This window comes from Cellulosimicrobium sp. SL-1, from assembly GCF_011033075.1.
Taxonomy (GTDB): Bacteria; Actinomycetota; Actinomycetes; order Actinomycetales; family Cellulomonadaceae; genus Cellulosimicrobium; species Cellulosimicrobium funkei.
In genome coordinates this window covers 1-25,817 of the sequence record NZ_JAACJC010000014.1, presented here as the reverse complement: position 1 = coordinate 25,817, position 25,817 = coordinate 1, and the positions used below count along the sequence as shown (strand labels likewise).

Annotated in this window: 19 protein-coding genes and 1 tRNA gene; 18 read left to right on the top strand and 2 right to left on the bottom strand. The window is 74.1% G+C overall.

Annotated elements, in window-relative coordinates; all coding sequences use genetic code 11:
- Window positions 1-22: 22 nt before the first annotated feature.
- Window positions 23-1,324, bottom strand: coding sequence for an ABC transporter substrate-binding protein (locus GWJ10_RS18885; RefSeq protein WP_163188894.1), 1,302 nt, complete (start codon window positions 1,322-1,324; stop codon window positions 23-25).
- A 371-nt stretch (window positions 1,325-1,695) separates the two neighbouring features.
- Between GWJ10_RS18885 and GWJ10_RS18880 the strand changes: the two genes are divergently transcribed.
- From GWJ10_RS18880 to GWJ10_RS18850, 7 genes are all read left to right on the top strand, one after another.
- The gene (locus GWJ10_RS18880; protein WP_163188893.1) at window positions 1,696-2,814 is read left to right on the top strand and encodes an ROK family transcriptional regulator; all 1,119 of its coding nucleotides are present in this window, start codon (window positions 1,696-1,698) and stop codon (window positions 2,812-2,814) included.
- Between the two features lie 50 nt (window positions 2,815-2,864).
- The gene (locus GWJ10_RS18875; protein ID WP_206158450.1) at window positions 2,865-3,941 is read left to right on the top strand and encodes a substrate-binding domain-containing protein; all 1,077 of its coding nucleotides are present in this window, start codon (window positions 2,865-2,867) and stop codon (window positions 3,939-3,941) included.
- The gene (locus GWJ10_RS18870; protein WP_083711284.1) at window positions 3,938-4,750 is read left to right on the top strand and encodes an ATP-binding cassette domain-containing protein; all 813 of its coding nucleotides are present in this window, start codon (window positions 3,938-3,940) and stop codon (window positions 4,748-4,750) included. Before GWJ10_RS18875 ends, GWJ10_RS18870 begins: the two co-directional genes overlap by 4 nt.
- Window positions 4,747-5,961 carry an ABC transporter permease gene (locus GWJ10_RS18865; protein WP_076403700.1) on the top strand — a complete coding sequence of 405 codons (1,215 nt, stop codon included), beginning with the start codon at window positions 4,747-4,749 and terminating at the stop codon, window positions 5,959-5,961. The genes GWJ10_RS18870 and GWJ10_RS18865 overlap by 4 nt, the downstream gene beginning before the upstream one ends.
- A gap of 1 nt (window position 5,962) precedes the next feature.
- Window positions 5,963-7,090, top strand: a complete 1,128-nt coding sequence (locus GWJ10_RS18860) for a LacI family DNA-binding transcriptional regulator (protein WP_206158449.1) — start codon at window positions 5,963-5,965, stop codon at window positions 7,088-7,090.
- Between the two features lie 285 nt (window positions 7,091-7,375).
- A complete protein-coding gene (locus GWJ10_RS18855) occupies window positions 7,376-12,811 on the top strand; it encodes a GH92 family glycosyl hydrolase (protein ID WP_163188891.1) in 5,436 nt (1,811 codons plus the stop codon).
- A gap of 150 nt (window positions 12,812-12,961) precedes the next feature.
- Entirely contained in the window at window positions 12,962-14,242 is a 1,281-nt protein-coding gene (locus GWJ10_RS18850; protein ID WP_163188890.1) for an AGE family epimerase/isomerase, read from the top strand.
- 317 nt (window positions 14,243-14,559) lie between these two features.
- Here the strand turns inward: GWJ10_RS18850 and GWJ10_RS18845 are convergent.
- Window positions 14,560-14,630: transfer RNA gene (locus GWJ10_RS18845), tRNA-Gly, on the bottom strand.
- A 154-nt stretch (window positions 14,631-14,784) separates the two neighbouring features.
- Here GWJ10_RS18845 and GWJ10_RS18840 point away from each other — a divergent pair.
- The 11 genes from GWJ10_RS18840 to GWJ10_RS18790 all read left to right on the top strand — a co-directional run.
- Window positions 14,785-15,357: a TM2 domain-containing protein gene (locus tag GWJ10_RS18840; RefSeq protein ID WP_061267174.1), complete on the top strand. Its 573-nt coding sequence runs from the start codon at window positions 14,785-14,787 to the stop codon at window positions 15,355-15,357.
- A gap of 176 nt (window positions 15,358-15,533) precedes the next feature.
- On the top strand, window positions 15,534-16,109 hold the full coding sequence (gene dcd, locus GWJ10_RS18835; protein WP_034652708.1) for a dCTP deaminase: 576 nt from the start codon (window positions 15,534-15,536) through the stop codon (window positions 16,107-16,109).
- Between the two features lie 65 nt (window positions 16,110-16,174).
- Entirely contained in the window at window positions 16,175-17,245 is a 1,071-nt protein-coding gene (locus GWJ10_RS18830) for a hypothetical protein (protein ID WP_043653002.1), read from the top strand.
- 194 nt (window positions 17,246-17,439) lie between these two features.
- The gene (locus GWJ10_RS18825) at window positions 17,440-20,511 is read left to right on the top strand and encodes a Na+/H+ antiporter subunit A (protein WP_076403696.1); all 3,072 of its coding nucleotides are present in this window, start codon (window positions 17,440-17,442) and stop codon (window positions 20,509-20,511) included.
- Between the two features lie 11 nt (window positions 20,512-20,522).
- On the top strand, window positions 20,523-21,128 hold the full coding sequence (locus GWJ10_RS18820) for a Na(+)/H(+) antiporter subunit C (RefSeq protein ID WP_081599867.1): 606 nt from the start codon (window positions 20,523-20,525) through the stop codon (window positions 21,126-21,128).
- Entirely contained in the window at window positions 21,125-22,738 is a 1,614-nt protein-coding gene (locus GWJ10_RS18815; protein WP_163188889.1) for a Na+/H+ antiporter subunit D, read from the top strand. The genes GWJ10_RS18820 and GWJ10_RS18815 overlap by 4 nt, the downstream gene beginning before the upstream one ends.
- Window positions 22,735-23,334 carry a Na+/H+ antiporter subunit E gene (locus tag GWJ10_RS18810; protein WP_163188888.1) on the top strand — a complete coding sequence of 200 codons (600 nt, stop codon included), beginning with the start codon at window positions 22,735-22,737 and terminating at the stop codon, window positions 23,332-23,334. The genes GWJ10_RS18815 and GWJ10_RS18810 overlap by 4 nt, the downstream gene beginning before the upstream one ends.
- Complete coding sequence (locus GWJ10_RS18805) at window positions 23,331-23,738, top strand: monovalent cation/H+ antiporter complex subunit F (protein WP_061267170.1); 408 nt, start codon at window positions 23,331-23,333, stop codon at window positions 23,736-23,738. The genes GWJ10_RS18810 and GWJ10_RS18805 overlap by 4 nt, the downstream gene beginning before the upstream one ends.
- On the top strand, window positions 23,738-24,241 hold the full coding sequence (mnhG, locus tag GWJ10_RS18800) for a monovalent cation/H(+) antiporter subunit G (protein ID WP_082774320.1): 504 nt from the start codon (window positions 23,738-23,740) through the stop codon (window positions 24,239-24,241). The genes GWJ10_RS18805 and mnhG overlap by 1 nt, the downstream gene beginning before the upstream one ends.
- Before the next feature lie 58 nt (window positions 24,242-24,299).
- On the top strand, window positions 24,300-25,292 hold the full coding sequence (locus tag GWJ10_RS18795; RefSeq protein ID WP_082774319.1) for a cation diffusion facilitator family transporter: 993 nt from the start codon (window positions 24,300-24,302) through the stop codon (window positions 25,290-25,292).
- Window positions 25,293-25,446: 154 nt separating this feature from the next.
- On the top strand, window positions 25,447-25,817 hold a 371-nt coding region (locus GWJ10_RS18790), incomplete at its 3' end, for a hypothetical protein (protein WP_206158448.1).

The following is a 25,817-nucleotide window of genomic DNA, read 5'->3' as shown; positions in this document are numbered from 1 at the left end:
CGGCGGCTCCGGCGGAGCGGTGTCAGCCCTGCGCGGTGGCGGCGGCGAGCTCGGACTGGTAGGTCGCGAGGTCGGACCCGCCCGACGTGAACTTGCTCGTCGCGTCGGAGATCGCGTTGAGCGTCGCGACCGGGGCGGCGGCGCCGTGCGCGAGCGAGGAGACGATCGTGTCGTTGCCGAACGACTCGATCGCCGTCTTCTGGTACTCCGAGAACTCGGCGGGGTCGGCGTCGGTGCGGGCCGGGATGGAGCCCTTGGCCTTGTTGAACGCGACCTGGCCCTCGAGCGAGCCCACGGTCTCGAGCCACGCCTTGGCGCCGTCGGGGTGCGGGGCGCCCACCGGGAGGGTGAACGAGTCGGCGAGGAAGTCGAACACGCCGTCGGTGCCCGGGACGGGGAACGCGGTGAAGTCGGTGCCGAGCGTCTTGCCCTGCTCCTCGAACGCCGCGACGGCCCAGTCGCCCATGACGTTGAACGCGGCGTTGCCGTCGATCACCATCTGGGTCGCCTCGGGCCAGTCGAGCCCGTCACGGTCGGTGTTGGTGTAGCTCATGAGCTTCTCGAAGTCCTCGAGGGCGGCCGTGACCTCGGCACCCTCCCAGTCCGTCGAGCCGTCCCACAGGCCGTTGTAGCCCTCGGCCCCGAGGTCCGCGAGGAGCACGGTCTCGAGGAGGTTGACCTGGGTCCAGGTCGTCGCGACCGACAGCGGCGTGACGCCCGCAGCCTTGAGCTTGTCGAGGTCCGCCATCCAGGCGTCGAGGTCCGCGTAGGTCGCGGCCGGGTCGACGCCGTTGGCCTCGAGGACCGTCGGGTTCGCCCAGACCACGTTCGCGCGGTGGATGTTCGACGGGATCGAGTAGATCGCGCCGTCGTCGGACTTGAGGCGGTCCACGAGGTCGGCCGGGAAGACGTCGGTGAGGCCGAACTCGTCGTAGAGCGAGGAGACGTCCTCGATCTGCGCGGCGTCGATGTAGTCCTGGAGCTCGGCACCGGCGTGCGCCTGGAACGTGTCCGGCGGGTCCTGGGCCTGGAGGCGGGACTGGAGGAGGTCCTTGGCGGCCGAGCCGGCGCCGCCGGCGACCGCGCCGTTGATGAACTCCACGTCGGGGTGCTGCTCCTCGAACACGCCGACCAGCGCGTCGAGACCCGCCTTCTCGGAGCCGGCGGCCCACCAGGTGAAGACCTCGACCTCGTCGCCGCCCCCCGAAGCGCCCCCGTCACCGGTGCCCCCGTCACCGGAACCACCGCCGCTGCACGCGGCGAGTGCGAGACCCACGAGGGCGGCCGTCGCCACCGTCGCGCTCGTCCTGCGATCGATTCGCATCGTGATATCCCTACGCCTTCTTCGGTCGTGGGGGACCGGCGGACGACCACGTCGCACCGGCCGGGCGCATCGGTGCGCCCTCGAACCCGAGGCCCATACAACGGCGACCGACGCTTGATGTCAAGAAATGAACGCAAGCGACGCCGAATCGTGATGTTCGCGTCAAGGCATGGATTCAAGGCCGAGCGCCGCGGGGCCAGCATCATTCTGACAGCGCTGTCCAATTTCTGTCGAGCCCTGCGCCCCCACCGGCAGCGCGACGCGCCCCACCTGGGCGCGCGCGTCCCGGCGGTATCCTGACCGACGTGCGCGCTGACCGGGTGACACCGGGCTCGCAGACTTCACTGCGTGAGGCCAACCGAGCCCGGATCGTGAGCGCCGTCCAGCAGCGTGGCTCCCTCACGCAGATCGAGCTGGCCGGCGTCACCGGGCTGTCCCCGGCGACCGTCTCCAACATCGTCAAGGAGCTCACCGGCGCGGGCGTCCTGCACACCTCGCCGTCCACGCGCAGCGGACGGCGCGCCCTCCAGGTGACCCTCGCGCGCAACCTCGGGCTCGTCGCGGGGGTGCACTTCGGCACGCGCTCGATGCGCGTCGCGCTCGCGGACGCGTCCATGCGCGTGCTCGCCGACCAGCGCATGCCGCTCGCCCCGGACCACCGCGCCGACACCGGCCTCCAGCGCGCCGCGCTCCTCGTGGGGGAGATGGTCGCGTCGGTCGACGCGTCCCCCGAGGAGCTGCTCGCCGTCGGGGTCGGGGTGCCCGCGCCCGTGGACGTGCGCGCCGGGCGCATCGCGACCGTCGGCATGATGCGCGGCTGGGACGGCGTCGTCGTCCCCGAGCTGCTCGAGGCCGAGCTCGGCGCGCCCGTGACGGTGGACAACGACGCCAACCTCGGCGCCCTCGCCGAGACCCGGTTCGGGGCGGCCGTCGGGCACGACGCCGTCGCCTACCTGCGCGTGTCCCACGGCGTGGGCGGCGGGCTCGTCCTGGGCGGGCGCGTCGTGCACGGCCGCGCGGGCGTCGCGGGAGAGATCGGGCACGTGACTATCGACGAGAACGGCCCGGTGTGCCGGTGCGGCAACCGCGGCTGCCTCGAGATGTACGTCGGCGCGGGCGTGCTGCTGTCCATGCTCTCCGAGAGCCGCGGCCACCTCACGCTGCGCGACGTCATCGCGCGGGCCCAGGAGGGGGACCCGGGCTGCCGCCGCGTCCTGTTCGACGCCGGTCAGCACCTCGGCGTCGCGGCCGCGAACCTGTGCAACCTCGTCGACCCGGAGATCGTCGTCGTCGGCGGGCAGCTCGCCGAGGCGGGCGAGTCGCTGCTCGGCCCGCTCCGCACCGCGCTCGAGCAGCGCACGGTCCCCAGCACGGCCGGCCCGGTGCGCGTCGTCGCGTCCGAGCTCGGGTCGGCCGCCGAGGTGCGCGGTGCGCTCGCCGTCGCGCTCGACCTCGCGCGCGTCAGCGGCTCCCTGGGGGTGAGCGCATGAGCGGGGACGGGGCTCGCCCGGGGAATGCCCGCCGTCGCGCGCGGGGTGCAGTGACGACGGGTGTGGCGGCCGTCGTCGTCGCGCTGCTCGCGCTCGTGGGCTGTGCGCCGCCGGAGGAGCCGGCCGGGCCGTCGGAGGGGACCATCGGGCTCCTGCTGCCCGAGGCCAAGACCGCACGCTACGAGACGACCGACCGCCCGACCTTCGTCGGGGTGGTCGAGCGGCGCTGCCCGTCGTGCGAGGTGCTGTACGCGAACGCCGCCCAGGACGCCGCGAACCAACAGCAGCAGGCCGAGTCGATGCTCGCGCGCGGCGCGGACGTCCTCGTGCTCGACGCGGTCGACGCCGTCGCCGCGGTGAGCGTCGTCGCCGAGGCCCAGCGACTCGGCGTGCCCGTCATCGCCTACGATCGCTTCGTCGACGGCGCGGACTACTACGTCTCGTTCGACAACGAGCTCATCGGGTACCTCATGGGGGAGGCGCTCGTCGGCGCGGTCCTCGACCGTGCGGAGCAGGACCCGCCGGCGCAGGGCCGGCGGCCGGGCGTCCTGCTCGTCCAGGGCTCGCCGACCGACCCGAACGCCGCGGAGCTCGCCGCCGGCGCACACCGCGCGCTCGAGGGAGAGGACATCGACGTGCTCGCCGAGTACGACACGCCCGACTGGAGCCCCGACAAGGCGACCGAGTGGGTCGAGGGGCAGCTCACGCAGTACCCGGGTCGCGTCGACGGCGTCTTCGCGGCGAGCGACGGCATCGCGGGCGGCGCCATCGCCGCGATGAAGGCCGCCGGCCTCGACCCGGTGCCGCCCACCACGGGCCAGGACGGCGAGCTCGCGGCCGTCCAGCGCGTCGTCTCGGGCGACCAGTACATGACCGTCTACAAGGCCACGACGGAGCAGGCGCGCACGGCCGCCGAGCTCGCCGTGCGGGTGCTGCGCGGCGAGGACCCGCGCGCGACCGTGGTGATCGACGGCGTCCCGAGCCTCCTGCTCGCGCCGCGCGCGGTCGGCGTCGACGACGTCCGGCGCGTCCTCGTCGACGGCGGCGTCTACACGGTCGACGAGATCTGCACCCCGTCGTACGTCGACGCGTGCGTCGACGCGGGTCTCCTGGAGGCGGCACCGTGAGCGCCCCCGTCCTGACCCTGCGCGGGGTCTCCAAGAGCTTCGGCGGCGTCCGGGCGCTCGTCGACGTCGACGTCGAGGTGCGCGAGCACGAGGTCCTCGCCGTCGTGGGCGACAACGGCGCCGGCAAGTCGACGCTCGCGGGCGTCGTCGCGGGCGCGTTCCGCCCCGACGCGGGCGAGGTGCTGCTCGACGGCGCGCCCGTCGTGCTCGACTCGCCGGCGGCCGCGCGCCAGCACGGGATCGCGGCGGTGTTCCAGCAGCTCGCGCTCGTCGACGACCTCGACGTCGTCGAGAACGTGTTCCTCGGGCAGGAGGTCCTCCACGGGCCGTTCCTCGACGAGATCGCGATGGAGCGCGAGGCGTGGGGCCTGCTCGACCAGCTCGCCGCGACCGTCCCGTCCGTGCGGCAGCCGGTGCGCACGCTCTCGGGCGGCCAGCGGCAGGTCGTGGCGGTCGCACGCGCCCTCCTGGGGTCGCCGCGCGTGCTCGTCCTCGACGAGCCGACGGCGGCGCTCGGCGTCCGGCAGACCGCCGAGGTGCTCAACCTCATCGAGAAGCTGCGCGAGCGCGGGCACGCCGTCGTCCTCATCAGCCACCAGGCGGGCGACCTCCAGGCCGTCGCCGACCGCATCCTCGTGCTGCGGCTCGGCCGCGTGCACGGCGAGTTCCCGGGCGACACGTCCTACGAGGACCTGCTCGCCGCGATGACCGGCGCCGTGCGCCCGGCGCGCCCGGGCGGACCGATCGGGAGCGCGGGCGGGACCGAGCGCGAGCGGCGCACGGGCGGCACCGGGGCGGTGCACCGATGAGCGTCCCCGGCCGCACCTCGGGCGCGGCGCTCGACCGGCCCCTGACGGGCGCGCTGTCCGGGTCCGTCGTGCAGCAGCTGCGCGGCGCGCACCTCGGCATGCTGCCGATCGTCGCCGCGCTCGTGCTCATCTGGGTCGTGCTCGGCGCGATCAACCCCGCGTTCCTCTCCGCGGAGAACCTCGTCAACCTCACGCTCCAGAGCGCCCCCACGGGGATCATCGCGCTCGGCGTCGTGCTCGTGCTGCTCGTCGGCCAGATCGACCTGTCGGTCGGTTCGGTGAGCGGGCTCGCCGCGGCGGTGCTCGCCGTCGGGACGGTCGGGCTGGGCTGGCCGGTCGGGATCGCGATCGTCGCGGCGTTGGCCGTCGGGGTCGTCGTCGGGCTCGGGTACGGGCTGCTCTCCACGCGCCTCGGGCTCGCGTCGTTCGTCTTCACGCTCGCGGGCCTCCTGATCCTCGCGGGCGTGCAGCTGCGCGTCCTCGGTCCCAAGGGTTCGATCAACCTGCCGTTCGAGTCGTGGCTCGTGCGCACGGTCCAGCAGGGCTTCCTCGCCCCCGCGGTCGCGTGGGGCCTCGTGGTCGTGGTCGTGGCGGGGTACGCCGCGCTGCGGGTGACCGACCACGTGCGCCGCGTCCGGGCGGAGCTCCCGAGCCCGGGCCTGGCCCGCGTCGCGGTCCGGACGGCGGTCCTCGCGGCGGTGCTCGTCGCGACGGTCGCGTACCTCGGGACGGCGCGCGGGATCGGCTACACCGTGGTGCTCTTCGTGGCGCTCGTGGTCGTGGTCGACGTGCTGCTGCGCCGCACGCGGTGGGGACGCTCCGTGCGCGCCGTCGGGGGCAACCGGCGCTCCGCGCTCCTCGCGGGCGTCGCGGTGCGCCGCACGGTCGTCTCGTGCTTCGTCGCGTGCTCGACGTTCGCGGCGCTCGGCGGCGTCCTCGCCGCGGGGCGGCTCGCGGCGGCGAACCAGGGGACCGGCGCGGCGGACACCTACCTGACGGCGATCGCGGCCGCGGTCATCGGCGGCACGAGCCTGTTCGGCGGGCGCGGGAGCGCGTGGTCGGCGCTGCTCGGCGTGCTCGTGCTCCAGTCCATCGCGAACGGGCTCACGCTGCTCAACCTCGACACGGCCACGCGGTACATCGTGACCGGAGCGGTCCTGCTGCTCGCTATCGTCGTCGACATGCTGATTCGTGGTCGACGGGAGGTCTGAGATGGTGATGCAGGGGGAGAGCGCGGGGACGGTCCCGCCGGGCGAGGTCGGGGTCGTGGTCCCCGACATCCCGACGGGGGCGGCCGTGGCGCGTCCGCACGGCGGACGCGGAGGCCGGCGCCCGACGCTCGCCTCCGTCGCGGAGGTCGCCGGCGTGAGCCTCAAGACGGCGTCGCGCGTCCTCAACGACGAGCCGAACGTCGCGCCGCAGACGCGCGCCAAGGTCCAGGAGGCCGCGCAGCGGCTCGGCTTCCGGCGCAACGCCGTGGCCGCCGACCTCGCGCGCGGCGGCTCGTCGCGGCTCGTCGGCTTCGTCACCGGCGACCTCGCGAACCCGTTCTACTCCGCGCTGGCCAGCGGCATCGAGCGCGAGCTCCGCCACCACGGCCTCCAGCTCATCACCACGAGCTCGGACGAGGAGCCGGAGCGCGAGCGGTCGCTCACCGAGGCGCTCGTCGAGCGCCGCGTCGGCGCGCTCGTCGTCACCCCGACGTCGACGGACCACTCGGGCCTGCGCCGCGAGCTCGAGGACGGCCTGCCGGTCGTGTTCATCGACCGCCCCGCGCGCGGCGTCGAGGCGGACACGGTCGTCATCGACAACCGCGGGGGAGTGCGCGACGCCGTGACGCACCTCCTCGCGCACGGGCACCGCCGGATCGCGCTCGTGGGCGACGTGTCGCGCCTGTGGACGTTCCAGGAGCGTCGCGACGAGTTCGTCGCGACGCTGCGGGCCGCGGGCGTCGAGGACCCGGGCCGGTACGTGCGGGACGGCGCGCACGACGCCGACCTCGCGCGCGTGTTCGTCGCGGACCTCCTCGCCCTGCCCGAGCCCCCGACGGCGTTCGTCACGGCGAACAACAAGATCACGGTCGGCGCGCTCCACGCCCTGCGCGACCGCGAGTCGTCGGGCGGGGCGGCGGACGTCGCGCTCGTCGGCTTCGACGACTTCGAGCTCGCGGACCTCCTGCACGTGACGGTCGTGGGGTACGACGTCGTCGAGATGGGCCGGCAGGCGGCGGCGCTCGCGGTGTCCCGCGCCGAGAACCCGGAGCTCGCCCCGCGGCTCGTCGTGGTGCCGACGCGGCTCGTCGTCCGCGGCACGGGGGAGGTCCCCGGCCCCGCGGCCTAGGCGTGGCCGCGGTGCCCGTGCGCGTGTCGGTGCGAGCGCGGTCGTGCTGACGGCGTACGACCTCCTCCGCGGTCGAGCGGGTGGCGCGAAAGCCACACTGAGCGTGACTTTTGCGTCAGGGGGTCCTCTTGTCGGCGCCCTGTCGGCAGAGCCCTGACCGCGTTGACAAAGCCCGGAGCCGACGCATAGGTTCAGGTCGCCCCTGACAACGCTTCCCCCCTGCGCGTTGTCAGGGGCACCCCTGCAGCCTGACAGCGCTGTCAGACGATCGAAGGAGATCGCGGCATGACCAGACCACTCCCGTCCGGACGCGCGGTCGCGCGGTCCGGCAGCGGCCGCGCCCGGCCTCTCGGCCTCGTGCTCGCCGCCGCACTCGCCGTCCCGCTCGGGGTGCCTCTCGCGGCCCCCGCGGGAGCCCTCGCCGCCGCTCCCGCCGCGGCCGCCGAGCCGGGCGACTTCTCGTCGTCGTTCGAGTCCGGCGACCCGGCGGCGCTGCCCACCACGGTGGCCGAGCGCGACGGCGCGCCCTGGCAGGCGAACGTCGGCTCGTTCACGGCCGGCCTGCCCGGGAGCGTCCTCGGGCAGCTGAAGGGCGTCACCGCGAGCGCGCAGAACCTGCCCAACGAGGGCGCGGCGAACCTCGCCGACGGCAGCTCGGGCACCAAGTGGCTCGCGTTCGCGTCGACCGGCTGGGTCCGGTACGAGTTCGCCGAGCCCGTCTCGTTCGTCGCGTACACGATGACCTCCGGCGACGACGCCGCCGGTCGCGACCCGAAGACCTGGACGGTCGAGGGGTCGAACGACGGGTCCACGTGGACCGCGCTCGACCGGCGGACGGACGAGGACTTCCCGAACCGCCAGCAGACGCGCACGTTCGAGCTCGAGGCGCCCACCGCGGCGTACACGTACCTGCGCCTCAACGTCACGGCGAACTCGGGCGACTCCATCGTCCAGCTCGCCGGGTGGGACCTCTCGGCCGACCTGAGCGCCGGCCCGTCCGCGGCACCCATGACGACGAAGGTCGGCACCGGGCCGCGCGTCAGCTTCACCAACAAGGCGGGCGTCGGTTTCTCCGGCCTGCACTCGCTCCGGTACGACGGCTCGCACCTCGCCGACGGCGAGACCTACGCGACGAACGTGCTCTACGACGACGTGGACGTCGTCGTCGGCGAGGACACGCGCCTGAGCTACACGATCTTCCCCGAGCTGCTCGACGACCTGCAGTACCCGTCGACGTACGCGGCGGTGGACGTCCTGTTCACCGACGGGACCTACCTGTCCGACCTCGGCGCGCGCGACGCGCACGAGACGGTCGCGACCGCGCAGGCGCAGGGCGAGGGCAAGATCCTCTACGCGGACCAGTGGAACTCCGTGCGGGTCGACCTCGGCGACGTCGCCGCGGGCAAGACCGTGGACCAGGTGCTGCTCGGGTACGACAACCCCGGCGGCCACGCCGGGACGAAGTTCGCGGGCTGGCTCGACGACGTCGCGATCACGGCGGAGCCGGCCACGATCGACGGGTCGAGCCTCGCCAACTACGTGGACACGCGCCGCGGCACGCTCGCGTCGGGCAGCTTCTCGCGCGGGAACAACATCCCCGCGACGGCGACGCCCAACGGGTTCAACTTCTGGACGCCGTACACGAACGCCTCCTCGCAGAGCTGGCTGTACGAGTACCACAAGGCCAACAACGCCAACAACAAGCCCGTCCTCCAGGGCTTCGGGATCTCGCACGAGCCGAGCCCGTGGATGGGCGACCGCAACCAGCTGACGTTCCTCCCGTCGACGGCGTCGGGGACGCCCGACGCCACGCTCTCGACGCGCGGCCTCGAGTTCGACCACGCCGACGAGACGGCGCGGCCCGACTACTACGGGGTCACGTTCACCAACGGGTCCGCGATCGAGGCGACGCCCACCGACCACGGCGCGGTGCTCCGCTTCAGCTACCCCGGAGCCAAGGGCCATGTGCTCGTGGACAAGGTGGACGGCTCCTCCAAGCTCACGTACGACCAGGCCACGGGCACGATCTCCGGCTGGGTCGAGAACGGCTCGGGCCTGTCCGTGGGCCGCACGCGGATGTTCGTCGCCGGCACCTTCGACCGTAGTCCGACGGCGGTCGGGACGGCGGCGGGCAACCGTGCGGACGCGCGCTTCGCGACGTTCGACACGTCGTCCGACAAGACGGTCGAGCTGCGCGTCGCGACGTCGTTCATCAGCCTCGACCAGGCGCGCAAGAACCTCGACCTGGAGGTGACGGGCAAGTCCTTCACGGAGGTCAAGGCCGCCGCCGCGCAGGCGTGGAACGACCGCCTGGGGGTCATCGAGGTCGAGGGCGCGAGCGAGGACCAGCTCGTCACGCTGTACTCGAACCTCTACCGCCTCAACCTGTACCCGAACTCGCAGTTCGAGAACACGGGCACGGCGCAGGAGCCGGTGTACAGGTACGCGAGCCCGGTCTCCGCGACCACGGGCTCCGCGACGGACACGCAGACCAACGCGAAGATCGTCGACGGCAAGATCTACGTGAACAACGGGTTCTGGGACACGTACCGCACGGCCTGGCCGGCGTACTCGCTCCTCTACCCGGAGCTCGCGGCCGAGCTGGTCGACGGGTTCGTCCAGCAGTACCGCGACGGCGGCTGGATCGCGCGCTGGTCCTCGCCGGGCTACGCCGACCTCATGACGGGCACGAGCTCCGACGTGGCGTTCGCGGACGCGTACCTCAAGGGGTCGCTCCCCACGGGCACGGCGCTGGAGGCGTACGACGCCGCGCTGCGCAACGCGACCGTCGCGCCGCCGAGCAACGCCGTGGGCCGCAAGGGCCTGCAGACGTCGCCGTTCCTCGGGTTCACGCCGGAGTCCACGCACGAGTCCGTGTCGTGGGGCCTGGAGGGCCTGGTCAACGACTTCGGCATCGGCAACATGGCCGCCGCCCTGGCGGAGGACCCGGCGACGCCGGACGAGCGCCGCGAGACGCTGCGCGAGGAGTCCGCGTACTTCCTCGAGCGGGCCACGCACTACGTCGAGCTGTTCGACCCCGAGGTCGACTTCTTCGTGCCGCGCCACGAGGACGGCACGTGGGCCGTCGACCCCGAGACGTACGACCCGGAGGCCTGGGGCGGCGGGTACACCGAGACGAACGGCTGGAACTTCGCGTTCCACGCCCCGCAGGACGGCCAGGGCCTCGCCAACCTCTACGGCGGCAAGCAGGGCCTCGAGGACAAGCTCGACGAGTTCTTCTCCACGCCGGAGAAGGGCGCCGGCAACGGCGGCATCCACGAGCAGCGCGAGGCGCGCGACGTCCGCATGGGCCAGTGGGGCATGAGCAACCAGGTGTCGCACCACATCCCGTGGCTCTACGACGCCGCGGGCGCGCCGTCGAAGGCGCAGGAGAAGGTCCGCGAGGTCACCCGCCGCCTGTTCGTGGGCAGCGAGATCGGCCAGGGCTACCCGGGCGACGAGGACAACGGCGAGATGTCGTCGTGGTGGATCTTCGCCTCGCTCGGCTTCTACCCGCTCCAGGTCGGCTCGGACCAGTACGCGGTCGGTTCGCCGCTGTTCGACAAGGCGACCGTGCACCTGCCGGACGGCGACCTCGTCGTCAACGCCGAGAACAACTCGGTCGACAACGTCTACGTGCAGTCCCTCGCGGTGGACGGCGAGGCCCGCACCTCGACGTCACTCTCCCAGGCGGACCTCTCGGGCGGCACGACGCTGGACTTCGTCATGGGTCCGGAGCCGTCGGACTGGGGCACGGGCGAGGACGACGCGCCGCCGTCGCTCACCGAGGGCGACGAGCCCCCGACGCCGGTGCAGGACGCGACGACCGCGGGCCTCGGCACGACGACCGTCGCCGACGGCGACGCCACCACGAGCGCCGCGGCGCTCACGGACAACACGTCCGGGACGCGCACGACGTTCGCCACCACGACGCCGTCGATCACGTGGGCGGGCAACGGCATCCGCCCGACCGTCGGGTCGTACACGCTGACCTCCGGGACGAGCGGGACGGCGTCGCCGTCCGCGTGGACCCTCGAGGGCTCCGACGACGGCGAGACGTGGACGACGCTCGACGAGCGGTCCGGCGAGCAGTTCCGCTGGGCCCTGCAGACGCGGCCGTTCACGGTCGCCGAGCCGACGGCGTTCGCGCGGTACCGGGTGACGGTCACCGCGACGTCGGGCTCCGGCGCGCTGTCGCTCGCCGAGGTCGAGCTCCTCGCCGACCCGAAGGAGTCCGGGGCCGAGGAGCTCACCCTCTCGGCCGCACCGGACCGTGACGGCGTCACGGGCCGCGAGGTCTCGGGCTCGTTCGCGACCCTCACCGGGGTCGAGGGCGACGTCGCGGCGCTCGACGTGCAGGTCGCGTTCGGCGACGGCTCCGACCCGGTCGCCGGGTCGCTGCGGGCGGGCGCGTTCGGCGGGTACGCGGTGGACGCCGCGCACACGTGGACCGCACCCGGCGTCTACCCCGTGACGGTGACGGTCTCGGGCGAGGGGATCGAGACCGTCTCGGCCTCCTCGTACGTCAGCGTCTCGCTCCTGCGCGAGGGCTCGCTGCTCGCCGCGTACGACAACGTCTGCATCGGCGACGCCGGGACGACGGTCGGCTCGTGCGACGGCCAGGGCGTGTTCTTCGACCGGGCGCAGCTCGCGGCGAAGGGCTTCGTCCAGGGCGAGCGCGCGACGGTGCCGGGCACGGACCTCGCGTTCGACGTCCCGGCGGTCCCCGCCGGGCAGCCGGACAACGCCACGGGCGACGGGCAGACCATCGAGCTCGACGTCCCCGCGGACGCGGAGCAGCTCTCGGTGATCGGCACGGGCACGGAGAAGAACCAGCAGGCCACCGGCACGCTGACCTTCGACGACGGCTCGACCCAGCCGATCGACCTGAGCTTCGGCGACTGGTCGGGCGCGGCCCGCAACCCCGTGTTCGGCAACATCCCCGTCGCGGTGACGGACAGCCGCCTCCGCGGTGGCAGCCCGCAGACCGGCACCCCCGCCGCGTTCTTCGCGACGGCGCCGATCACCCTCCCCGAGGGCAAGCGGCCCGTGAGCCTCACGCTCCCGGACCAGCCGGGCGAGCTCTCGCGCGACGGCCGCATCCACGTGGTCGCGGTCGCGCACGACGGCACGTTCGCCGAGCACCCCGCGCTCGAGGTCACGGCCGCGGAGGGCGTGACGCTCGCCGTCGGGCAGACCTCGGACGTGGCGCTCGCCCAGGTGGCGGGCGGCCGCGAGGGCGCCGACCTCCGGGCGGCGGTCACGTGGGGCGACGGCTCCGACGTCGCGGCCGGCGCGGTGGCCGACGGGTCGGTCTCCGGCTCGCACGCCTACACGGCGGCCGGGACGTACACCGCGTACGTCGTGGTCGACGACGGCTGGACCAGCCGGGTGGTCGAGGTCCCCGTGACCGTGACCGAGGCGGAGCCGGCCCTCGCCGTCGACGTCACGGTGAGCACCCGCTGCCTCGCCGGCAAGGCGTACGTCGCGGTCCGCGCCGAGAACGGCGAGGACGTGCCGCTCGCGATCCGGCTCGTCACGCCGTTCGGCACCAAGGAGGTCGCGGCCGTCGCGCCGGGCGCCAACGCCTACCAGTCGTTCGCGACGCGGGCCACGGCGGTCGAGGCCGGCACCGTCACCGTCGAGGCGACGCGCGGCACCGGCGACGAGGAGGTGACGGCGTCGATCCAGGCCGACTACGCCGCCGTGACCTGCGGCTGAACCCCTGAGCCCGCCCCGCCCCGCGTCCGACCGGGGTGAGGCAGGCATGCACCACCGGCGGTGCCCCGGGATGATCGTCCCGGGGCACCGCGCCGTACGGGCACCGCGCCCGGTGCGGCGCCACGCACCCAGCACGAGAAGGACCGAGAGATGACCGAGCACCCGACCGAGCAGCCCACGCCAGCGACCGACCTGCGGCGCTGGCGTCGCGAGCAGCTCGCCGACCTGCTGCGCTTCGGCGAGGCGTCGCTGCGCGCGGACGGCGCCGCGCAGTGGCTCGACGACGACGGGCGCCCCGACCTGTCGCAGCCGGTGCACACGTGGATCACGTCGCGCATGGCGCACGTGTACGCGTTCGCGTCGCTCCTCGGCGTGCCGGGGGCGGGGGAGCGGGCCGACGCCGCGCTGCACGGGCTGCGGGCGGTGCTCGTCGACGCCGAGAACGGCGGCTGGGTCTCGTCGCGCGGCCCCGCGCGGCGCCCGGGCGACGGCCACGACCCGGCGGCGGGCGAGGCCGTCCCGGTGGACGGGACGAAGAGCGCCTACGCGCACGCGTTCGTGGTGCTCGCCGCGGCGTCGGGCACGATCGCGGGCCGCGAGGGTGCGCGCGAGCTGCTCGACGCGGCGCTCGCCGTGCTCGACGAGCGGTTCTGGGAGCCCGGGCCGCGCATGCACGCCGACGAGTGGTCGCGCGACTGGACCGTGCTCGACGAGTACCGCGGCGTCAACGCGAACATGCACTCCGTCGAGGCGCTCCTCGCCGCGCACGACGCGACGGGCGACCCCGAGTGGCTCGCGCGCGCGGCGTCGGTCGCGGACCGCGTCGTGGGGTGGGCGCGCGAGAACGACTGGCGCATCCCCGAGCACTTCGACGCCGGCTGGAACCCCCTGCCGGACTACAACGCGGACCGCCCCCGCGACCCCTTCAAGCCCTACGGGTCGACGCCGGGCCACGGCCTGGAGTGGGCACGCCTGCTGCTCCAGGTCGACGTCGCGGCCGGGACCCCCGGCGCCCGCACCGACGCGGCGGTCGCCCTCTTCGACCGGGCCGTCGCGGACGGCTGGGACGGCGAGCACGGCGGCGGCTTCGTGTACACGGTCGACTGGTCGGGCACGCCGGTCGAGCCCCGGCGCTACCACTGGGTCGCGGCGGAGGCCGTCGCGGCCGCCGACGTGCTGGGCCGCGTCACGGGCGACCCCCGGTTCGCCGAGGCCGCCGCGGGCTGGTGGGCGTGGATCGACGAGCACCTCGTCGACCACGAGCGCGGGTCGTGGCACCACGAGCTCGACACCGCCAACCGGCCCGACGGCGTCACGTGGGTCGGCAAGCCCGACGTCTACCACGCGGCCCAGGCCGTGATCCTGCCCGACCTGCCGCTCACCGGCTCCCTCGCCGCCTCGGCCAAGGCCGCGGGCAGCATCCTGGGCTGACGCCCGGGCCTCGGACCGCCGAGGCCGGGGTCGCGCGCCACGTCACCGTCGCCGTGGCGCGCGACCTCGGGCTCGGCGACGACACCCCATCAAGAATCGTTTTCTTGAGGGGGGTTCCGTGTTCGTCGGGAGCGTCCCGTGGCACGCCCGCACGCTCTTCGCCGCGCGTGACGTCGCCACCGAGGGCGATCTGCGCCTGTCCCGGGTGTGGACGGCAGACGATCTGCTGGCGGCGTGGCCGTGACGAAGCGCGTCCGGCCTGAGGCCCACGACGACGAGAGCCCCGCACCGGACCGGTGCGGGGCTCTCGCAGGCTGAGCGGGTGACGGGAATCGAACCCGCGCTATCAGCTTGGGAAGCTGAAGTTCTACCATTGAACTACACCCGCGCGGCGCCGGTGGCGTCCGCCCCGGGCCCTCTGGGAGGATCCTCGGCGAACCAGCGCGCGACCCGATCATAGCGGACGACGCCGGTGATGCCAGAACCGCCCGCACCACGACCAGTCCCGCGCCGACGAGCGGCGCGCCGCCCGAGGAGCCGCCTTGTCCGAGAACCCGTACCAGCAGCAGCCCGACCCGTCGCAGGGGAGCCCCGCCCCCGGCGACCCGGTCTACGGCGGCCCCGCCACGCCGTCGGGCCCGACGCCGGGTTCCGGCCAGCAGCCCGGGGCCGGTGACGCGTACGGCCAGCAGGCGTACGGGACGCCGGGTGCTCCGGGCTACGGACAGCCGACGCCCGACCAGGGCTACGGCTCCGCCCCGCAGCCGGGCTACGCCCAGCAGGGATACGGCCAGCAGCCGGGCTACGCGCAGCCCGGCGCCTACGGTCAGCCCGGCGCGTACGGCCAGCCCGGCTACGACCCGGCGTACGACCCCCAGGCGAAGTCGCGCCTCGCCGCGGGCCTGCTGGGCATCCTCGTCGGCAGCCTCGGCATCCACCGCTTCTACCTCGGGTACACCGGCATCGGCCTGACGATGCTGCTCGTGTCGGTGCTGTCCTTCGGGTTCGCGGCGCCGGTCATCGCGATCTGGGGCCTGGTCGAGGGCATCCTCTACCTGACCTCGAAGACGGGCTACTACTCCGTGGACTCGACGGGCCGTCCGCTGCGCGCCTGACCTCCCGTCCGCGGGCGGGGGCCGCGCCGCCTCGACGACGAGCCGGCGCGGCCCCGCGCCCGACGGCGCTCGGCCCGCGCTGACCCAGGGCGCCGGTCGGGGGTGCCGATCCAGGGCGCCGATCCACGGTGCGGAGCCCGGTCCGGGCACGCTCCGGCGTCGGCTAGCGTGGGCCCGTGCTGCTCTCCGACCGCGACATCCGGGCCGAGCTCGACGCCGGCCGCGTCCAGCTCGAGCCGTACGACCCGGCGATGCTCCAGCCGTCGAGCATCGACGTGCGCCTCGACCGGTTCTTCCGGCTGTTCGACAACCACAAGTACCCCTTCATCGACCCGTCGCAGGACCAGCCCGACCTCACGCGGCTCGTCGAGGTCGACCCGGCCGAGCCGTTCGTGCTCCACCCCGGGGAGTTCGTGCTCGGGTCCACGTTCGAGACGGTCACGCTGCCCGACGACGTGGCGGCGCGCCTGGAGGGCAAGTCGAGCCTGGGCCGCCTGGGCCTCCTCACGCACTCCACGGCGGGGTTCATCGACCCGGGCTTCTCCGGGCACGTGACGCTCGAGCTGAGCAACGTGGCGACGCTGCCGATCACCCTGTGGCCGGGCATGAAGATCGGCCAGCTGTGCTTCTTCCGGCTGTCCTCGCCCGCCGACAACCCGTACGGCTCCAGCGTCTACGGCTCCCGCTACCAGGGCCAGCGCGGCCCGACGGCCTCCCGCTCGTGGCAGAACTTCCACCGCACCGACGTCTGAGCGCGGCCCGCCGCGTCGGACGCCGCTCGACCCCGCAGGACCCGAGGACCGGAGGACCGCACCGCATGAGCCCGCTCCCGCCGCTGCCGCACCCCGCCGGGCCCGGCGCCGCGCAGTCCTACCAGGCGCGGCACGTGCTGGGGCTGCCCGCCGACGTCCACGTGGACGAGGTCGAGACGCTCGCGCTCTCGCGGTTCGCGGGCGCGCGCTGGGACGTCGCGCCGGAGGGCACCGAGCCCCTCGTGCCGCCCGCGCGCACCGCGCGGCCGGGCGAGCCGGGGGTCCTGCGCACGTCGCGCCACACGACGCTCACCGGCCCGTACGCGGGCCCCGGCTCGGGCGTGCCGGGCACCGCGCTCGTGTTCGACGTCGTCTGCCCCCGCGAGCGCGGGGACGTCCCCTACCCGGGCGGCGGGGACCGGGACGGCGTCGGGCGCGCGTTCCCCGGCGGCCTGCCGGTCCGGGAGGAGGAGCGCGTGGTCGCGTTCCTCGTCGCGGCGGCGCGCCGCCTCGGCGGGTCGGTCCGGACCGACGTCGGCAACCCGGCGGGGGCGGGCGTCGTCCTCACGCCGGACCCGGGTGTCGCCGTCGACATGACGCTGTACTCGGACGTGTGGCTCGACCCGCACGCCGCGCTCGCGCTCGTCGGCCGGCTCCACCCCCGCACGCGGCTCGCGACGGAGGGCAAGCCGTACGAGGGGCCGCCGAAGGGCATCGCGGAGCTGCCGCTCTACCCGGGCGAGAAGATGGACCCCGAGCTGCGGCGCGCGCTGCACGCCGCGGCGGACGACGTCGACATCAAGGCGCTGACCGCCGGTGCGGTGCTCGACGGGTACGGCCTCCTCGTCGACCTGGGCATGGACGGGCTCGTCGCGGTCGAGGTCGGCGGCGAGGAGGCGCTGCCCCTCCTGCTGCGCGGGCTGCCGTGGACGGTGGGCGGGGCGGTGAGCTACCGCGTGCGCTGGGAGCCGCAGGACCTCGCGGAGTCCCAGCGGGAGCAGCCGTCGCTCGACCACCAGATCGCGCGCAAGCGCGCCGCGGAGGTGGTCACGCAGGTCACGCGCACGCTGCACCAGGCGGTCGGCGGGGAGATCGCGGACGAGGCGGAGTTCCTCGTGGACCCCGAGGATCTGTGACGGCCGACTGAGGAATCGGTCACGGACGGGGCTACGGGCGCCTCGCACGGCTGAGGAGTCGGTAAAATGGTTCTCGGCCCGGCCTCGTCGGCGCCGTGAACTGTCGTGCCTGCGGCTTCCCCCCGCCCGGGCGCGGCGATGACAAGTCCAGCAAGAACTTCGCCCACCCGCCCCCGACCCGGACGGAGCGGCCCGTGCTCTACGTGCTCCTTGCCCATCTCGTGATGGCACTGGGCGCGCCTGCACTCGTCTCGTTCCTCGGCCGCCGGGCGTTCCTCGTCATGGCGCTCGCGCCGGCGTCCGCGGCGGCCTACGCGCTCGCCTGGACCGACCGCGTGATGTCGGGGGAGCACCCGACGCAGGTCATCGAGTGGGTGCCCGGGCTGGGGCTCGAGCTCGCCTTCCGCATGGACACGCTGTCGTGGCTCATGCTGCTGCTCGTCGGCGGCGTGGGCGCCCTCGTCCTCGTCTACTGCTCGGCCTACTTCTCGCCCACCGCGCAGGGCCTGCGGCGGTTCGGCGGCGTCCTCACCGCGTTCGCGGGGGCGATGGTCGGGCTCGTCACCGCGGACGACATGCTGCTCCTGTTCGTGTTCTGGGAGCTCACGACGGTCTTCTCGTACCTGCTGATCGGCCACTACGCCGACCGCAAGGCGAGCCGTCGCGCCGCCATGCAGGCGATCATCCTCACCACCGCGGGCGGCCTCGCCATGCTCGTGGGGGTCGTGATCCTCGGTGTCCAGGGCGGGACGTTCCGCATGTCCGAGATCATCGCGGACCCCCCGACGGGCGGCGCCGTGACCGCCGCGATCGTCTGCCTCCTCGTGGGCGCGGCGAGCAAGTCCGCGCTCATCCCGCTGCACTTCTGGCTCCCCGCCGCGATGGCGGCGCCCACGCCGGTGAGCGCCTACCTGCACGCGGCCGCGATGGTCAAGGCCGGTGTCTACCTCGTCGCGCGCTTCGCGCCCGCCTACTCGGACACGACGGTCTGGCGCACGCTCGTCGTCGTGCTCGGCGCGGGCACCCTGCTCGTGGGCGGCTACCGCGCGCTGCGGCAGTACGACCTCAAGCTCGTCCTCGCGTTCGGCACCGTGAGCCAGCTCGGCCTCATCATCCTGCTCGTGGGCCTCGGGACGCGCGGGGCCGCGCTCGCCGGGCTCGCCATGATCGGCGCGCACGCGATGTTCAAGGCCTCGCTGTTCCTCGTCGTCGGCGTGGTCGACGCCGCGGCCGGCACGCGCGACCTGCGCCGCCTCACGGGCGTGGGCAAGGCCCTGCCGTGGACCGCGGTCGCGGGCGGGCTCGCCACCGCGTCGATGATCGGGCTGCCGCCGTTCGCCGGGTACGTCGCGAAGGAGGCGGCGCTCGAGTCGCTCCTGCACGGCGAGGGGCCGGTGTGGGTCGACACGGTCGTGCTGTGGTCGGTCGTCGTCGGCTCGATGTTCACGGTCGCGTACGGCCTGCGCTTCTGGTGGGGCGCGTTCGCGTCCAAGCCGCACCTCGGCCGGTCGCCCGCGCGCGCCAACGCGCACGAGAAGGCGTGGGGCGCCGGCGCCGGTACCGGCACCGCGCGCCGCCCCGTCGTCGAGGCCGAGGAGCCGCCGATCGACCCGGCGCGTATCCACCGCCAGCCGTTCCTGCTCGTGGGCCCGGCCGTCGTGCTCGCGGTCCTCGGCCTCGCGACGGCGCTCGTGCCGCACTTCGGCGAGGACCTCCTCGCCCCGTACGCGGACACGTACCCCGTCGGCGAGCCCGGGCACCTCGTCCTGTGGGCCGGCTTCACGCCCGCGCTCGCCCTGACGGTCCTCGTGCTCGCGGTCGGCGTCGTGCTGTTCTGGCAGCGGTCGCGCGTCGAGCGGTTCCAGGCGTCGCTGTGGACGGGGCCCGAGGCCGACGTCACGTACCGCAAGGTCATGCGCAAGCTCGACGACCTGGCCGCCGACATCACGGCCGTCACGCAGCGTGGTTCGCTCCCGTTCTACCTCGGCGCGATCCTCGTGGTCCTCGTGCTCGGCCCGGGCGTCGTCATGGTCGCGCAGACCGCGTGGCCCGAGCAGCTCCGGGCCTGGGACCGTCCCGCGCAGCTCGTCGCCGTCGCCGCGATCTGCATCGCCTCGGTGCTCGCCGCGCGCTCGCGCCGCCGGCTCAAGGCCGTGATCCTCGTCGGGATCGCGGGGTACGGCAACGCCGTCCTCTTCCTCCTGCACGGCGCGCCCGACCTCGCGCTCACGCAGGTCCTCGTCGAGACGATCACGCTCGTCGTCATGGTGCTCGTGCTGCGGCGCCTGCCCGCGTACTTCTCGAACCGGCCGCTCGCGGCGAGCCGGTGGGTCCGCCTGGGCATCGGCCTCGCGGTGGCCGTCGTCATGATGGGCTTCGCGCTCGTCGCGCCGCTCGCGCGCGTCGCGACGCCCATCTCGGTGGACTTCCCGGCCGAGGCCTACGAGTTCGGGCACGGCAAGAACATCGTCAACGTGACCCTCGTGGACATCCGCGCGTGGGACACGATGGGCGAGATCTCCGTCCTCCTGGCCGCCGCGACGGGCGTCGCGTCGCTCGTGTTCCTGCGCTCGCGCAGCGGCGAGATCCTGCGCGCGTCGGGGGCCCGGCCCGCGACCACGGCCACCGGCTCCGGCGTCTGGAGCGACACCGACGACCCGGGTGCCGCGCTGCGCCGCCGCGGGGTCACGGAGAAGGACCAGCCGCGCATGCTCGTGTGGCTGAGCGCCGGGCGCACCCTCGCGCCCCAACGGCGCTCGGTGATCTTCGAGGTCGTCACGCGCGTGCTGTTCCACGCCATGATCGTCTTCGCGCTCTTCCTGCTGTTCTCCGGCCACAACGCGCCGGGCGGCGGGTTCGCGGCGGGGCTCGTCGTCGGCATCGCGCTCATCGTGCGCTACCTCGCGGGCGGGCGGTACGAGCTCGGCGAGGCCGCGCCCGTCCACCCGGGTCTGCTCCTCGGGACGGGCCTGTTCCTGTCCGCGGGCGTGGGTCTCGTCGCGTTCCTGCTCACCGGCAACGTGCTCGGCAGCGAGGCCTACGACCTCGCGCTCCCGCTCGTCGGGGAGATCCACCTCGTGACGTCGCTGTTCTTCGACGTCGGCGTGTTCCTCGTCGTCGTGGGTCTCGTCCTCGACATCCTGCGCACGCTCGGCGCCGAGATCGACCGGCACGCGGAACGCGCCGCCGCGGGCCGCGAGCCCGGCGAGGACACGGGGCCGTTCGAGGCCATGGAGCCCGACTCGATCGGAGGTGGCCGCCGGTGAACGTCATCGACATGACGCCCAGCGTCGTCCTCGTCCTCGCGATCGGCGTGCTGTTCGCCGCGGGCGTCTACCTGCTCCTCGAGCGGAGCCTGACCCGCGTCCTGCTCGGGTTCATCCTCATGGGGAACGGCGCCAACCTGCTCTTCCTCGTCGCCGGCGGGCGCGCCGGGGGCGCGCCGCTCATCGGCACGACGCCCGAGGAGGACATGAGCGACCCGCTCGTCCAGGCGATGGTCCTCACGGCCATCGTCATCACGCTCGGCATCACGGCGTTCGTGCTCGCGATGGCCTACCGCTCGTGGCAGCTCCACGGCCACGACGAGGTGCAGGACGACCTCGAGGACCGCCGCGTCGCGCGGCACGCCGCGCGCAACGCGCCCGCGTTCGAGGACGCGGACACGGAGGAGAGCGGCGCCACCCTGGACGACGAGGCCGCCCAGGTCCGCGACGAGACCGACGGCGACGGCGACGGCGTCACGGACGGCGAGGAACCGCCGTCGGGCCCGGCCGGGCAGGACGCCGGGGACGCCACGGACGGCCGCACCGGCGGCTCCGACGCCCGGGACGACGACGCACGACCTGACGACCGACGGACCGACGGGAAGGAGCCGCGATGAGCCTCACCGCCGCGGCCCTCGTCCCGCTCCCCGTCGTCCTGCCGCTCGTCGCGGCCGGCCTCGCGCTCGCGCTCTGGCGCCACCCGCGCGCCCAGCGCATCATCACCGTGGCCGCGCTCGCGCTCGTCCTCGCGGCGTCCGTCGGCCTCCTGGTCGCGGCCGACTCGGGGCCGATCGTCGTCGACGTCGGCGGCTGGGCGGCGCCCGTCGGGATCGACCTCGTCGCGGACCGGCTCTCGTCGCTCATGCTCGTGGTGTCGAGCTTCGTCATGCTGTGCGTCCTGCTGTACTCGCTCGCGCAGGGCGTGGCGGACGGCGACGAGGAGGCGCCGGTCGCCATCTACCACCCGACGTTCATGGTGCTCGCGGCGGGCGTGTTCAACGCGTTCCTCTCGGGCGACCTGTTCAACCTCTACGTCGGGTTCGAGATCTTCCTCGCCGCGAGCTACGTGCTCCTCACGCTCGGCGGCACGGGCGAGCGCATCCGCGCCGGGTCGATCTACGTGGTCGTGGCGCTGCTCTCCTCGATCGTCTTCCTCGTCGCGATCGCGCTGACCTACGCCGCGACCGGCACGGTCAACCTCGCCCAGCTCTCGGAGCGGTACGCGGAGATCGACCCGGGGACGGCGCTCGCGATCCAGCTCCTGCTGCTGCTCGCGTTCGGCATCAAGGCGGCGATCTTCCCGCTGTCCGCGTGGCTGCCCGACTCCTACCCGACGGCGCCCGCGCCCGTCACCGCGGTCTTCGCGGGCCTGCTCACCAAGGTGGGCGTCTACGCGATCATCCGCACGCAGACGCTGCTCTTCCCCGAGGACAGCGTCGTCGACGACGTCCTCATGTGGCTCGCGCTGCTGACCATGGTCGTCGGCATCCTCGGCGCCGTCGCGCAGAACGACATCAAGCGACTGCTGTCGTTCACGCTCGTGAGCCACATCGGCTACATGATCTTCGGCATCGCGCTCGCGTCCGAGCCGGGCATGGCGGCCGCGATCTTCTACGTGGTGCACCACATCACGGTGCAGACGACGCTGTTCCTCGTCGTCGGCCTCGTGGAACGCCGCGGCGGGTCGACGTCGCTCGACCGGCTCGGCGGCCTCGCCAAGCTCGCGCCCGGGCTGGCCATCCTGTTCTTCATCCCGGCGATGAACCTCGCGGGCATCCCGCCGCTGTCGGGCTTCCTCGGCAAGGTCGGCCTCCTCGAGGAGGGCGTCGCCCAGGGCACGCCGCTCACGTGGGCGCTCGTCGTGGGGTCCGTCGTGACGTCGCTGCTCACGCTGTACGCGATCGTCAAGGCGTGGAACAAGGCCTTCTGGCAGACGGCGCCCGTCGAGATCCCCGCGGACGCGCGCCTGCCGCGCGGCATGGTCGGCCCGGCGACGGCGCTCGTCGCGTTCGGCCTCGCGCTCACCGTGGTCGCGGGCCCGCTCTACTCGTACACCGAGCGCGCCGCCGCGACGCTGCTCGACGGCCACACGTACGTCGACGCCGTGTTCCCCGGCGACTCCGACCGGGGCCAGGGCGAGTCGAACGAGGTCGCGACGGGCGAGAGCGACGGCACGGAACCTGCCGGCACCGAACCGGCGGGCACGGGCGGAGGTGCGGACGGATGAGCCTGCACCGCCGCCGCCGCGCGCTCGCCTCCGGCTGGTTCGCCCGCGTCACCACGCAGTGGCGCACCGTCCTGTGGCTGACGATCGTCTGGGTCATGCTCTGGGGCGACCTGTCCGTGGGCAACGTGCTCGCGGGCGTCATCATCGGGTTCGCCGTCATCACCTTCTTCCCGCTGCCGTCGATCGCGGCGCGCGGGAAGTTCCGGCCGTGGCCGTTCCTCGTGCTCGTGGGGCGCTTCGTCTCCGACCTGGTCGTCGCGTCGTTCCAGGTGAGCCTCCTCGCGCTGAACCCGCGGCACACGCCGCGCGGCGCCGTCGTGGGCGTGCGGCTGCGGAACCCGTCCGACATCTACCTGACCATCACGGCCGAGCTGTCGTCGCTCGTGCCCGGCTCGATCGTCGTCGAGGCGCACCGCCTCACCGGGATGCTCTACCTGCACGTGCTCGACGTCGAGACCGCGGGCGGCGTGGAGAAGATCCGCGAGGACACGCTCGCGCTCGAGGCGCGCGTGCTGCACGCGTTCGCGTCGAACGACGAGCTGCGGGCCGCCGGCCTGTACGACGTCCCGTCCGCGCGAGAGGTGGCCGAGGCATGAGCGACACCGTCTACCTCGTGATCGTCGTGGTGAGCGCCGTGCTGCTCGCCGCGGGGGCGAGCCTCGCCGTCGCGCGCGCCGAGCGCGGGCCGTCGATGCTCGACCGCACGATCGCGCTCGACGTCTTTACCACGACCCTCGTCGGGGCGATCGCGCTCGAGGCCGCGTTCTCCCGGCGCACGGACACGATCCCGATCCTCGTCGTGCTCTCGCTCGTCGGGTTCGTGGGCTCGGTGACGATCGCGCGGTTCGCGTCGGTCGAGCCCGAGGACGAGGGTCGCATCCGCACGGCCGAGGAGATCGCCGCCGAGGACGCCGCCCGCCGCGAGGCGGAGGAGTCCGACCGGGACTCGGCGGTCGACGCCGAGCACCACGGCGGCGCGCCCGACGGGGAGGTGCGCTGATGGACCCGACCACCGGCCTGTGGGACACGATCGCCGACGTCGTGTCCGCGGTCTTCCTCCTGTGCGGCGCGTTCCTCGCGTTCGCCGCGGGCGTGGGCGTCGTGCGGTTCCCGGACCTGCTGGCACGCATGCACGCGGCGACCAAGCCCCAGGTGCTCGGGCTGATCCTCGTGCTCGCGGGCCTGAGCCTGCGGCTGCGCTCGTGGGGAGCCGTCGCGACGCTGTTCCTCGTCGTCGTGTTCCAGCTCCTCACGTCGCCCGTCGCGGCGCACATGGTCGGCCGTGCGGGCTACCGCACGGGCAAGGTGCGCACGGACCTGCTCGTCGTCGACGAGCTCACGCGCGACCAGGAGGCGGCCGAGCGCGAGGACACGGGCGAGCACGACGACGCCGACCCGCACGGCGAGCCGGGCGCCACCGGCGGCGTCGAGCTCGCCGACACGGGCGACCCCGGGCCCGACGGCGCGGGACGCCCTGCCGACGCGGAGGGCTCGTCGCGTTGACACCGCCGCGCGCCCGGTCCCGCGCGCGGGTCCCGCACGCGGCTGGTAGACCGGCAGCATGCCCGACGCCACCACGCCCGCCCCGCCGCAGCCGGAGTCGCGCAACCCGCGCGTCGCGCGACCGGAGGGTGGCGGCGACAGCACCGTCACGGTGATCGTCGCGTTCCTCGCGAACGCGCTCATCGCGGGCGCGAAGACGGTCGCCGCGACGGTGACCGGCTCGGCGTCGATGCTCGCGGAGGCCGTCCACTCGTGGGCGGACACGGGCAACGAGATCTTCCTCCTCGTCGCCGACCGGCGCTCGCGCCGCCCGGCGGACACCGAGCACCCCCTCGGGTTCGGCCGCGAGGCGTACGTGTGGTCGATGTTCGCGGCGATCGGGCTGTTCGCGGTCGGCGCGGGGGTGTCGATCACGCACGGCATCCAGGAGCTGGTGCACCCGCAGCCGGCGGACGACTTCGTGGTCGCCTACGCGGTCCTCGCCCTGGCGTTCGTGCTCGAGGGGGTGTCGTTCCTGCGCGCCCGGCGGCAGGCGCGGGCCGAGGCGCGGGCGGCGGACCGCGACACCCTGCACCACGTGCTCGTCACGTCGGACCCGACGCTGCGTGCGGTGTTCGCGGAGGACGCCGCCGCGCTGATCGGCCTCGTGGTCGCGTTCGGGGGCGTCCTGGCCCACCAGCTCACCGGGTCGCCCGTGCCCGACGCCGTCGGGTCGATCGTCGTCGGCCTCGTCCTCGCTGTGGTGTCCGTCGTGCTCATCGACCGCAACCGGCGGTTCCTCGTGGGGGAGGCGGCGATGCCGGCGACGCGCGCCGCGGTGCTCGCGGGCATCCGCGACCTGCCGGAGGTCGAGCGCGTCACGTACCTGCGGCTCGAGTACGTCGGGCCGCGCGCGCTGTACCTCGTGGCGAGCGTGGACCTGCGCGGCGACGAGTCCGAGACGTCCGTCGCCCGCCGGCTCGACGAGCTCGAGCGCCGGGTGACGTCCGTGCCGCTCATCGCGGGCGCGGTGTTCACGGTCTCCGCCCCGGAGGAGCCGTCGATCGTCTGACCCGGCGGCCGACCCCCCGTCGAACGGGCGCAGAACGGACGAAGCGGTACACATCCATGTTCCTGATGGGTAGGGTCGAGCGATGGTCTCGCAGCGCACGCCCCGGCACCGTTCGGCGGGGGCGGCGCCCGCACCGTCTTCCGAGTCGACTCCTGTGCCCGCGTCTTCCGCCGCGCCCGCACGCCGGCGCGGCGGCCCGTTCGCCCGGCACCTGCGGTCCGGTCCGCGCGTCGCGGTGACGTCGGGCGTCGCCGCCGCCCTGCTCCTCGGCCCTCCGCTCGGCCTCACGGCCGCGACGGTGACGGGCGAGATCCGGCCCGAGCACGTGGGCCCGCTCGGCCGCGTCGTCGCGGCGCTCCCGTGGCAGGGGAGCGCGCCGCAGGAGTGGCTCGCGGGGCGCGACCCGCGCGACGACCGCGCGTCGCGCACCCTGGCCGACGCGCGCGACGGCCTCCCCGCGGACGGCCCGACGGCGCCCGGCGCGCCCGGGGCCGACGACGCGCCGCCCGCGGCGACCGGATCGGA